The organism is Pseudomonas triticifolii, assembly GCF_014358015.1.
GTDB classification, from domain to species: Bacteria; Pseudomonadota; Gammaproteobacteria; order Pseudomonadales; family Pseudomonadaceae; genus Aquipseudomonas; species Aquipseudomonas triticifolii.
In genome coordinates this window covers 25,471-37,382 of the sequence record NZ_JACONV010000009.1, presented here as the reverse complement: position 1 = coordinate 37,382, position 11,912 = coordinate 25,471, and the positions used below count along the sequence as shown (strand labels likewise).

Here is an 11,912-nt window from a genome sequence, read left to right as displayed (position 1 = left end):
CTCAAGCGGGCAATCTGCACGATTCCGGAAAAAGAGAAAAATCATAACCTTATGATTTTATTGGATTTTTTTGTTGGGCATAGGTTGGCACAGCGCTTGCGATATACCTATTAACCCTGCAGCCACGATGCTGGCGCAGATTTCGAGAAAAACAGGAGTTATCGTATGAAGAAGTTCGTTATCGCTGCTGCTACCGCTACTACCCTGACTCTGACCATGGCTGGCGCTGCATTCGCTCAGACCGCCGTTCAGTCCCCAATGGTTCTGGCAGCTAACACCACCACCCAAGAAGTGAAAGAAGACACTTCTGATACCTGGATCACCACCAAGGTCAAAGCAGATCTGCTGACCGAGAAAGGCATCCCAGGTTCGGACATCAAGGTTGAGACCAACAAAGGTGTGGTTTCCCTGTCCTCGACAGTTGCCGTGACCGAGAGCCAGAAGAAAATGGCTGTTGATATCACCAAGAAAATCAAAGGCGTTCGTGACGTTTCGGCCGCTGGCCTGAAAGCCGAGTAACAGGATTTCGCCCATGAGCATCCCAGTCATCTGACCGATGGAAAGTTCATGCGAGGCTACAAGGATGTAGCCATTACAGGCCCCGGCTCTTGAGTCGGGGCCTGTTCTATTGTGAGGAAGGAAATGTGCGCAAGGGCTCAGTTGCCGCGTTTGCTCTCGATGCTGATGAGGCGGCCGCCCTCAAAGCGCAGGTACTGGTACATGCCGTTGTTCGGGCCGTAGATCCACTCTTCAATGTTGACCGACTCCGAGCGCCGGTAGTTATTGTTGAATGTCTCTTTGGAGCCCAGCACTTGCTGGCTGACAGGCTCACCGCATTTCTGCTGAACCTCGAATGCCCTGTCGCCTGCACTGACCAGCTGGCTACCACAGCGCAATGTGGAGGCCGCCTGTACGTTGAGGACCGCTGACCCGGCAACGACGGCGAGGGTCAGGCTGACAAGCGCTTTGCTTCGGAAAAAGGCCAATGAGTTATTCGCTATCCAGGTGCAATGGGCTGACGACTTTACCATCCGGCTGAGCCTGACCCAATCGGGCATCGACAAAGTAGACGCGCTCGTCCTCCAGCTTGCCTTTATCGACCAGATAATCCTTGATGCTGCTCGCCCGGTCCTGGCCCAGCTCACGCAATAGCACTTCATTGCCGCTCCAGAATTTCAGCATGGCGGCGCGCATCTGGTTGCTGCGTTCTTCCTTGCCCAGATTTGCCCACTCAGCGGGCGGCTGCTGCTTCAAACGCGCTCTATAGATGCCTTCCAGCATCGGCGGCTTCTCGTCATCCGGTACTTGCAGCAGCGCTGCCCGGGCCGGCACCTTGTCGCCACGACGCTGAAGAATTTTGTAGTACGTGGTCTGATATTCCCGCTCCAGTCGCCGCTGGGCGATCAGCGGACCGTCGCTACTGGCCGCGCTGGTGCCTTCGATCTCAAGCTTGAGGGTAGGGCGCTCCTTGAGGGCCGCCGAGAGCTTGTCCAGTGCCTTTTGGGTGTCAACGCTCAGCTCACTGGAGCCGGGCGCAAAACTTACGTTACCGAGGTCCTCTGAGCCGCCACCCGATACCAGGCCGCCCAGCATCTTGAAGGGGGCCTGTGCTGCACGCAGGACCAGGTTGCGCAGGGTCTGCCAGACAATCGGCATGACGCTGAACTGCGGGTTATTCAGATCGCCCTCCACGGGCAGCTCGAGGGAGATCCGTCCCTGGGTATCTTTGAGCAGCGCGACCGCCAGCCTAATTGGCAGATCGACCGCATCCGGGCTGTCGACTTTCTCACCCAACTGCAACTGCTCAACCAGCACCTTGTTTTGTGCCTTCAACTGGCCGTTGGTGATGAGGTAGTGCAGGTCAAGGTTAAGTCGGCCCTTGCGAATCCTGAAACCGGCGAACTTACCCGAGTAAGGCGTCAGTGTGGTCAGTTCGACCCGTTTGAAGCTGGTCGCTATGTCCAGGCTGGCCATCGGATCAAATGGGTTGAGACTGCCTTTGATCGTAACCGGCGCATAGCGATCGACCTTGCCTTCGATGTTGACCGGAGCCGGTTTTGACTGGCGGTTGTCGATGGTGCCAATACGCCCGTTGAGTTGCTGCACGGCCGTCGAGAAGTTCGGCGTCAGGGTCATGTCGGCAAAGTTGGCCGAACCGTCCTTGATGTTGACCTCGCCTACATAAATGCCCAGCGGATTCTCTTTGGCAGTCTTGGGCGTGTTTTTGGTGGTGGTCTTTGCAGCCGGTTTCCCATCGTCTTGCTGCGGGATCAGCAGGTCGTCGACGTTGGTGGTGCGGTCGTCGTTGATCATGAAACGGGCATAGGGCTGCTGCATGTTGACCCTGGCAATCGACAGCGTGGCGCCGTGCTGATAGTCCAGGCCTTCCAGCTCAAGCTTTTCCCATTTGAGGAAGTCACGCTGTTTCAGGGTATCGAGCGTATGAAGCTGATTGACCTGCGCCTTGCCGGTCACGCTGAACGCCAGTGGCTCAGTGCTTTTGAGGTTGACCGCAATGTCACTGCCCAGCATGCCGCTGCGCATCTCAAGCTTTATGAACGGGCTGATGTAAGCCTGGGCCAGTCGCAGGTCGATGTCGCGCGTGGTGACATTCAGGCGTGCAGTGACAGGGTTGAGGTTGACCTCGCCAGCCGCCGTCAGATTGCCTTGCTTGCCCAGGCCGGTATCAAGCTTGAGCGTGAAGGGTGATGTGTTCAGGCTGTCGAAGTTCTGCACGTCCAGATTCAGTGGACCGACATCCAGAGTCACCGGCTCTGTAGGGACACGGTCGGCCAGATGAACCTGATAGTTGCGCAGTTGCACGTCGCGCAGCACGACTTGCCAAGGCTTTCCGGGTTTTTCGGAACTTGCTGTCGCCTTGGCTGATGTGTCGGTAATCGGCGCGGACTCGGCGGCTTTCTCATCCACCGGGGGTTTTTGCGCAGGCGCAGCCTTGCCGGGCTTGCTGGCAAATAGCTTCTGCCAGTCCAGTTGACCGTCTGCTTCACGGGCGGCCCAGGTTTCCAGGCCCTGACTGCGGATTTTGCCGACGTTGACATGCTGCCTGGCCAGATCAACCGTTGTTTCGCTGACATCCAGGCGTTTGAGGCGAACAAGTGGGCGGCCGTCGGGCGCATTAAGGCCGAAAGGTGCAACGCTGGCCGACAGGTTGGTCAACTTGAGCTCGGTTTCTTTGGTCAGATTGAGCGAGTAGGCGGTGCTGAAATTCAGTACGCCATCCTGCAGAGCCAGCGGCAGCGCGTCACGTACATACGGCCACCAGAGCTTCATCTTGCCGTCGGTGATCTTCAGGGTGCCTTCGGAGGTGATCGGCACCAAGCTGATACGTCCCACCCAGTCGATCTGCCCGCCATCGGGGCCTGCCGCCACCAGCGTCATGTCTGCATTGTCTTCAGGCAGGGTGCTGAGGTTTTTCAGCTCGAAATTCAGCTTGTCGTAGAGGAATTCAATGGGCTCGCTGGGGCGCAGGTCGCGAAAGTGCAGATAACCGCCTGCCAGCTTGATTTCGTCGATACGCAGCGGGAACGGTTTGCTCGGCGGCTCGTCCTTGACGGGCTCGCTGGCCGGTAAGGTGAACAGTTGCGTCAGGTTCAGCTTGCCTTGCTTGTCGAACAGCAGCTCGGTCTTGGGCTGGAGCAGTTCAATGCGCTGCAGGTGCAAGGCGCGGGTCCAGAGACTGTCGAGCTGGAGGTTGGCGTAAAGCTTCTCGAAGGCGATCTGCTCCTTGCCGGGCGTGCCGATGTTCAGGCCCCAGAGGGTCACCTCCAGCGTGTAGGGGTTGAACTCAAGTCGCTCGATTTTCGCGAGTGCTGTCGAATAACTGGCCAACTGTTGGTTCGCGACCCGCAAGGCGATCCCCGGGAGGATGAAAAACCCCAACAAACTGTAGAGCACGACCACGGTCAGCAGGGAGCCGAGTGTGATTTTCAAACCTCTGGACATGGGCTACGACATCTCGCTCTTTTGGAGGTCCTTGGAGTATGGCATGCCTGTTCGGTTCCCAAGGCAGTGCCGACCTTGCTCGTAGGAAGTTTCTGGTATCGAGTGCGAGCTAGAATTGCAGAATCAGGGTTTTCAGGGGCGGCTGGTTATCCATGGAAGGAAAGTCCTCGGCCGGCCGCATCACCTGCCACTCACGCACCGGACGACCTGCTTTCGTGGCGCAGCGCAGCACCTGTTCGCGCCAGTCGTCCATGCTGACCTTGGCCAGGTTGTTACAGCAGATCAGCACACCGTCCTTTGCCGTGCTTAACAGTGCAGGCTTGAGCAGGCTCTGATAGTCGCGCAGCAAGTCCACGGTACCGAATGCGCTCTTGGCCCAGGCGGGCGGATCCAGGAGCACCAGATCGTACTGACGTGGCTGCAGCTTGATGTAATCGGGTAGTTTCTGGCTTCGCCGCGCTGACACCGGCAGGCCGGCCAGTTGGCGGATCGCCGGAAAATAGTCCGACTGGATGAATTGCATGGTCGGCAATTGCGGATTCAACGCACCGTTCTCGCGGCCGACGGCCAGGTTGCCCTCGGCGAAGTCCAGGTTGCACACTTCACTCGCGCCACCGGCCGCGGCACTCAGGCCGACGCCGCAGGTATAGGCGAACAGGTTAAGAACACGCTTGCCTGCGCTGTGCTGCTTGACCCAGCCACGCGTGTTGCGCAGGTCGAGAAACAGCAACGGGTCCTGACCTGCGTGACGACCACGAACCCGATAGTTCAGGCCCCACTCGTGACCGACCTGATCCTGCAGGGCTGCATCTTCGGCCTTGTACACGGCGTCCTGACGGTCGATGCGTGAATTGCCCTGCGAACGGTCGTTGTAGACCAGCAGGGTATCCAGTTCCAGCTGGCGATTGACCTGCGCGTGCAGCGCCAGCAGTGTGTCGCGGTCCAGAGAGGTATGAAAGCTTTGCACCAGCAATTGTGGACCGTAGCGGTCGATGGTCAGGCCGCTCGCACCCTCCTGGCTGCCATGGAAAAGGCGATAGCAGTCAGTGCCTTGCCCGTGCAGCTCGGCTAACAGACGCTGACGATTATCGAGGGCGACGCTGAGCGCCTGATTCAAGGAAGACATGCAACGCGCCTCGGGCTGGAATGAGGCGCGGGAGTTTAACAGTTACTGACCGGCTGGAGAGGCATCACTGGAAATGTCACGTTCACGGACAAGTCCGCATCCCACTTTGAAATGTATTCCAGGGGTAGGAGTGGACTTGTCCACGAAAGGGCCGTTACAGACGCCGTGATGGATCGTTGGGAATGACGCCTTCGCGGACAAGTCCGCATCCCACTTTGAGATGTATTCCCAAGGTGGGAATGGACTTGTCCATGAAGGCATCTGGGCAGGCCCCAGCGCTGTGTCGTGTGAAATCAAACCCTGGTGATCAGGCTCGCGTCAGTGAGTACGCGTCGTTCAACGCGCCAATGCCAACGCCACGCCCTGGCCGCCGCCGATGCACAGTGTCGCGAGGCCTTTTTTGGCGTCGCGTTTGATCATTTCGTGCAACAGGGTGACCAGTACGCGGCAGCCTGAGGCACCGATCGGGTGGCCGATGGCGATGGCGCCGCCGTTGACGTTGAGCTTTGCCGGATCCAGTCCCAGCTCCTTGCCGACCGATAGCGACTGTGCGGCAAAGGCTTCGTTGGCTTCGATGAGGTCCAGTTGTTCCAGCGTCCAGCCTGCTTTGTCCAGACAGCGGCGGGTGGCGCTGACCGGGCCGATGCCCATGATCGCTGGGTCTACGCCTGCGTTGGCGTAGCCTGCAATACGTGCCAGCACTGGAAGGCCCAGTTGCTCGGCCTTCGCTGCGCTCATCAGCATCACGGCGGCAGCGCCGTCGTTGAGGGATGACGCGTTACCGGCGGTCACCGTGCCATCTTTCTTGAACGCGGGCTTGAGCTTGGCGAGCGACTCGGCCGTAGTGCCTGCGCGCGGCTGTTCATCGGTGGCGAAGGACAGCGGATCACCTTTGCGTTGAGGAATCAGGATCGGCGTGATCTCGTCGACAAATCGTCCACCTTCGATGGCGGCAATCGCTTTTTGCTGCGATGAGGCGGCGAACGCATCCTGAGCTTCACGGCTGATTTCGTATTTCTCGGCCAGATTCTCGGCCGTGACGCCCATGTGATAGTCGTTGAAGGCGTCCCAAAGACCGTCGCTGATCATGGTATCGACCATGGTTGCGTGGCCCATGCGCAGGCCGGTTCGCGCACCGGGCAGGACATAGTTGGCCAGGCTCATGTTTTCCTGGCCGCCCGCGATGATGATATCGGCATCGCCGCAGCGAATCGCCTGAGTGGCCAGGTGCAACGCTTTGAGGCCCGAGCCGCAGACCTTGTTCAGGGTCATGGCGGGTACAGCGAAAGGCAGCCCGGCCTTGATCGCGGCCTGACGAGCAGGGTTCTGCCCGGCACCGGCCGTCAGCACCTGGCCCATGATGACCTCATCGACCTGCGCGCCGTCCACGCCGGTCTGTGTCAGCAGCTGGCGAATAACCGCCGCGCCCAGATCAACAGCGGAAATAGAGGCCAAAGAGCCCTGGAAACTGCCCACGGCGGTGCGGGTGGCGGCAACGATAACGACGTCTTGCATGGTGCGGATCCTCATTGTTTTTGGAGAGCGAGGCTTGTCGGCCTGCCGTGATCACATGGCTCATGGTGTCACAGATGGGGCTGAACCTTCCAACTGCGAACCCGACGGTCACTTTCTGCCCGGGTCAAAGCCCCATTCGTCGTTTCGCCCGATGAGACGAACCGTCGCGCACGGCCCAGCGAATGATCGGCGCGCAGTGGTTCACGCCCAGGCGGATCGCTTTTCGTTTGAACGGCCCTTGAGGCACATCGAGCAGGTCGCTTGCCCAGATCGGCAGCAGTTCGATACCCGCCTGCATCATCAGCATGCCAAAGGGCTTGGCCAGCCAGTTGGGCGCGGGGGCGTTCAGTAGCAGGCGCAGCACTTCCCGGCTGCGCGCATCGCACACCAGCTGTTCACGCACATCCTCAAGATAGGCAGCAACAGCGTGACGCGAGCGGGGCACGTTGCGCGCGCCGAGTCGCTCTGCGATCAAGGCCGTTTCAGCGTAATAGGCATCCTGATCAGACAATGACATTTCGGGGTTGAGGTAACGCAGGTGTGCGGCCAGAAAACTGCTTACTTCTGCCACATGCACCCAGGTCAGCAGGTCCGGGTCGCTGGCCGCATAGGAACGACCGTCTGGTGCGGTGCCGGTGACCTTCAGGTGGATTGTGCGTACTTTCTCGATCAGCCAGTTCGCGTCCTGCGTCGAGCCGAACGTGGTGCCGGACAGGAACTGCCCCGTGCGCCGCAGTCGCCCGAGCATGTCGTCGCGGAAGTTGGAGTGATCCCACACTCCCGCCAGCGCCAGTGGATGCAACGCCTGCAACATCAAGGCGCTGATGCCGCCGACCAGCATGCTGGTGAAGTCGCCATGGACTCTCCAGCACACGCTCTGCGGGCCGAACAGACCCGGATCGCCCTTGGGGTTTTCCAGGTCCAGTTGCCCAAGTGACAGGCCGGTCAGGCTGATGACTTGCGTTTCGATACGACGGCGGATGAATTCCATGTTTCCTCATGCTCGATACAGCGTGCGGCGCTGACCATGCCTTGCGCGCTTCAGCGATTCAAGCGTTTGTCGATCAGGTCGGCCACAACGCCCGGATCACCTGTGTGGATGTATCGCACACGCTGTCCAGCACACGCAATCGCTCGCGGGCGGGGGTTGGCCATCATGGTGTGCAGGGCGGTTGGCGTGAAACCGGTGTGATCCACAGAAATGGGAGTCATGCGTGCGGAGAGGGGTTCAATACAAGAGGAGGTTTGGCGTTTTCCTGCGCCCCGCGCAACGGCCGGGCCGCCTCGTGACAGCAAGCTTGCTCCCACGGGTTTTAGCTTGATTGAGTCTGCCTTTCTGACAGCGCCCGGCGTGGGCGCTGTCAGATCAAGCCATCAGCCGCGGTGACGACCGCGGAAGTAGTTGATCAGGCCTTGGGTCGATGCATCGTCAGCCGGCTCTTCAGTGCCGCCAGTCAAGCGCTGGTACACCGCCTTGCCCATTTCCTTGCCCAGCTCGACACCCCACTGATCGAAGGCGTTGGTGCCCCAGATTACGCTCTGCACGAACACCTTGTGTTCATACATGGCCACCAGCGCGCCAAGACGACGCGGGCTGATGCGTTCGACGACCAGCGTGTTGCTCGGACGGTTGCCAGGAATGACCTTGTGCGGGGCCAGCTTCTGCACTTCTTCTTCGCTCATGCCTTTTTCGCGCAGTTCGGCTTCGGCTTCAGCGTGGGTCTTGCCCATCATCAGCGCCTGGCTCTGCGACAGGCAGTTGGCGTACAGCCACTGATGGTGATCGGCCACCGGGTTGAAGCTGACGATCGGCACGATGAAGTCGGCCGGGATCATCTGGGTGCCCTGGTGCAGCAACTGGTGATACGCATGCTGACCGTTTGCACCCACGCCGCCCCAGATCACGGGACCGGTGTCGGTCGACACCGGCGTGCCGTCCTGGCGCACGCTTTTGCCGTTGGATTCCATATCCAGCTGTTGCAAGTGCTTGGTGATGTTGCGCAGGTAATGGTCGTACGGCAGGATCGCGTGGCTCTGCGCGCCCCAGAAGTTGCCGTACCACACGCCCAGCAGGGCCAGCAGAACCGGCATGTTCTGTTCGAACGGCGCGCTCTGGAAGTGCTGGTCCATGGTGTAGGCACCCGACAGCAGTTCCTTGAAGTTGGACATGCCGATGGCCAGCGCGATAGGCAGACCGATCGCCGACCACAGCGAGTAACGACCGCCGACCCAGTCCCACATCGGGAAAATGTTTTCTTCACGAATACCGAACGCTACGGCCGCGGCGTTGTTGCTCGATACGGCGATAAAGTGACGATGCAATTCGCTCTCAGAACCGCCCTGCGCCAGATACCATGCGCGTGCCGCCTGGGCGTTCTTCAGGGTTTCAAGGGTGTTGAACGACTTCGACGACACAATGAACAACGTGGTCTCGGCACGAATCTTCATCGACAGCTCATGGAACTCACTGCCGTCGATGTTCGCCAGGTAATGGCAACGCACGCCTTTGTGCGCGTAAGCAACCAGCGCTTCGGAGACCAGCTCGGGGCCCAGAAAGGAGCCGCCGATGCCGATGTTGACCACGTCGGTGATCGGCTTTTCGGTGTAGCCGCGCCACAGGCCGTCGTGAATGCGCCCGACCAGTTCGGTCATCTGGTTCAGAACACGATGTACATCCGGGATCACATCGACGCCGTTGACTTTAAGCTTGTCGCCTACCGGGCGTCGTAGCGCGGTATGGAGCGCGGGGCGGCCTTCGGAGGCGTTGACCAGTTCGCCGTCATACTGTGCCTTGATCGCGTCTTTCAGGCCCACTTCGTTGGCCAGGCTTACCAGCAGGTCGCGTGTCTGAGCAGTAATCAGGTTTTTGGAATAGTCGAGAAAGAGGCCGCTGCTGCTGAGGGTGAACTGGCTGAAGCGCTGCGGATCTGTGATGAACGCGTCGCGCATGCTGAAATCCTGCATGGCTTTGCGGTGCTGACTCAGCGCCTGCCAGGCGGGCAGGGCGGTCACGTCGGAAGAAGTGCGGTAGTACGCCATCGCTGCGGGTTTCCTTTCTCTGGGTCTGTCTTGGACATTATCAGGCTATATGAAGCGAGGTCGCGAAATGACCCTTCGGCCACATGACGCAGACTACCCCCTCATCTACCTGTTTGTCTGCGCTTCGCCGTACCTGAGCCCGGTACTATTTCACACGGGTACGCAGGGCGTTTCGCTCGAATGCTGTCGGGTTTCAGTTACGCAAACTGTACCGGTATGGCATTGCTGGTGTGGCTTAGTTCATTGCCGGGCGACATGTACAGCATGCGCGGCTTGAAATTCTCCAGCTCTGCCTCGCTGTAGTGAGCATAGGCGCAGATGATCACCCGGTCGCCGACTTTTGCCTTGTGGGCGGCGGCGCCGTTTACCGAGATCATGCGTGAACCGTCTTCGCCGCGAATGGCGTAAGTGGTGAAGCGCTCGCCGTTGTCGACGTTGTAGATCTGGATCTGTTCGTACTCGCGAATTCCCGACAGGTCCAGCCACTCGCCATCAATGGCACACGAACCCTCGTAGTCGAGTACGGCGTGGGTGACTTCGGCGCGGTGCAGTTTGGCTTTGAGCATCACGGTGTGCATCGGGTTGTTATTCCTTGATCAGGTGCAGATTGTCGATCAGGCGGGTCTTGCCCATGAACGCTGCGGCGATCACCACCAGGTCGCGGTCCTGCACAGCGGCTGGACGCAGGCTGACGGCTTCGCGTATCTCGAAGTAGTCGATGCGAAAACCCGCTGCTTCCAGTGTCGATCGACCGCGCTGGAGCAGGCCGTTCAGGTCCTGTTCGCCGGCATTGATGGCATCGGCTGTCTGGCGAAGCACCCGGTACAGCGCGGGGGCAGCAGCCCGTTGCTCTTCGTTCAGATAACCATTGCGCGAGGACAGTGCCAGACCGTCGTCGGCGCGCACTGTCGGCTCGCCGATGATCTGGATCGGCATGTTCAGGTCACGCACCATGGCGCGAATCACCGCCAGTTGTTGAAAGTCCTTCTCGCCGAATATCGCCACGTCAGGCTGGACCATGTTGAACAGCTTGCTGACGACGGTCGCGACGCCATCGAAATGGCCGGGACGACTGGCGCCGCACAGGCCCTCCGATACGACCGGCACGCTGACCAGCGTCTGCTCGCCCATGCCATTGGGGTACATCTCGTCAACGGTCGGCGTGAACAGCAGATCGCAGCCTGCTTGTACCAGCCTGTCCTGATCCGCTGCCAATGTGCGCGGATACGTGGCCAGATCCTCGTTGGCGCCGAACTGCAGTGGGTTGACGAAGATGGTCGCGACCACGAAGTCGGCGCACTGGGTCGCTCGGGTAACCAATGCGGCATGGCCGCTATGCAGGTTGCCCATGGTCGGCGTCAGACCGATGCGCTTGCCTTCCCGGCGCGCCTGGGCAACTGCTGCGCGCAGCTCTGTGACAGTGGAGACCGTGATCATGCCGAGAATCCGTGTTCGGGTGCAGGGAAGCTGACGCTTTTGACAGCCGCTACATAAGCCTGGATGGCCGACTGAATGTCAGGCTGGCCGACCATGAAGTTCTTCACGAACTTGGGGACTCGCCCGGTGATGGAAAGGCCCAACATGTCGTGCAGGACCAATACCTGACCATCGGTGGCGCTGCCTGCGCCAATGCCGATGACCGGGATCTTCACCGCATGGGTGATTTCCTCGGCCAGTTCGCTCGGCACGCACTCAAGCAGGATCATCGCCGCACCGGCCTGCTCCAGGGTAATGGCGTCGGCGCGCATCTGGCGCGCCTGTGTTTCCAGACGACCCTGCACCTTGTAGCCGCCCAGCACATTGACCGACTGCGGGGTCAGTCCCATGTGGGCGCAGACCGGAATGCCGCGCTCTGCCAGCAGGCGGATGGATTCGGCCAGCCAGGCAGCGCCCTCGACCTTGACCATGTGCGCGCCAGCCTGCATCAGCGTGGTGCTGTTGATGAAGGTCTGTTCCAGCGTGGCGTTGGCCATGAACGGCAGGTCCGCGAGGAGCAACGCACCCTGATTGCCGCGTTTGACGCAGGCCACGTGATACGCCATTTCCGCAGTGGTGACAGGCAGTGTGCTGTCGTGACCCTGCAGGACCATGCCCAGCGAGTCGCCTATCAGCAGCACTTCGACACCCGCCTGACTGGCAGCGTGGGCGAAGGTTGCGTCGTAGCAGGTCAGCATGGTGATTTTTTCACCTTTCTGTTTCATACCCAGCAGCGACGTAACAGTTATGTTCGGCATGTAAAGTCCTCCATCAGGCGCTGAAAATTGCGGCG

The 11,912-nt window shown here is 59.8% G+C and carries 10 protein-coding genes; 1 reads left to right on the top strand and 9 read right to left on the bottom strand.

From position 1 onward, the window contains the following. Positions 1-165 precede the first annotated feature (165 nt). Positions 166-519 (top strand): BON domain-containing protein, encoded by a 354-nt coding sequence (locus tag H8S56_RS13975; protein WP_024684884.1) that lies wholly within the window; start codon positions 166-168, stop codon positions 517-519. A gap of 137 nt (positions 520-656) precedes the next feature. Here the strand turns inward: H8S56_RS13975 and H8S56_RS13970 are convergent, their stop codons facing one another. The 9 genes from H8S56_RS13970 to panB form a co-directional block, all read right to left on the bottom strand. After that, complete coding sequence (locus H8S56_RS13970) at positions 657-1,031, bottom strand: DUF2845 domain-containing protein (RefSeq protein ID WP_080265946.1); 375 nt, start codon at positions 1,029-1,031, stop codon at positions 657-659. After that, positions 991-3,963, bottom strand: coding sequence for a DUF748 domain-containing protein (locus H8S56_RS13965; protein WP_187518974.1), 2,973 nt, complete (start codon positions 3,961-3,963; stop codon positions 991-993). The genes H8S56_RS13970 and H8S56_RS13965 overlap by 41 nt, the downstream gene beginning before the upstream one ends. A gap of 109 nt (positions 3,964-4,072) precedes the next feature. Beyond that, a complete protein-coding gene (locus H8S56_RS13960; RefSeq protein ID WP_187518973.1) occupies positions 4,073-5,089 on the bottom strand; it encodes a class I SAM-dependent rRNA methyltransferase in 1,017 nt (338 codons plus the stop codon). Between the two features lie 336 nt (positions 5,090-5,425). Continuing rightward, on the bottom strand, positions 5,426-6,604 hold the full coding sequence (locus H8S56_RS13955; RefSeq protein ID WP_187518972.1) for an acetyl-CoA C-acetyltransferase: 1,179 nt from the start codon (positions 6,602-6,604) through the stop codon (positions 5,426-5,428). 124 nt (positions 6,605-6,728) lie between these two features. Then, entirely contained in the window at positions 6,729-7,595 is an 867-nt protein-coding gene (locus tag H8S56_RS13950; RefSeq protein WP_187518971.1) for an oxygenase MpaB family protein, read from the bottom strand. A 383-nt stretch (positions 7,596-7,978) separates the two neighbouring features. Further along, the gene (gene pgi / locus H8S56_RS13945) at positions 7,979-9,643 is read right to left on the bottom strand and encodes a glucose-6-phosphate isomerase (protein WP_024685479.1); all 1,665 of its coding nucleotides are present in this window, start codon (positions 9,641-9,643) and stop codon (positions 7,979-7,981) included. Between the two features lie 197 nt (positions 9,644-9,840). Further along, positions 9,841-10,221 (bottom strand): aspartate 1-decarboxylase, encoded by a 381-nt coding sequence (gene panD, locus H8S56_RS13940; RefSeq protein ID WP_187518970.1) that lies wholly within the window; start codon positions 10,219-10,221, stop codon positions 9,841-9,843. A 7-nt stretch (positions 10,222-10,228) separates the two neighbouring features. Then, positions 10,229-11,080 (bottom strand): pantoate--beta-alanine ligase, encoded by an 852-nt coding sequence (gene panC / locus H8S56_RS13935; RefSeq protein ID WP_187518969.1) that lies wholly within the window; start codon positions 11,078-11,080, stop codon positions 10,229-10,231. Then, a complete protein-coding gene (gene panB / locus H8S56_RS13930) occupies positions 11,077-11,877 on the bottom strand; it encodes a 3-methyl-2-oxobutanoate hydroxymethyltransferase (RefSeq protein WP_024685482.1) in 801 nt (266 codons plus the stop codon). The genes panC and panB overlap by 4 nt, the downstream gene beginning before the upstream one ends. Between the last annotated feature and the right edge of the window lie 35 nt (positions 11,878-11,912).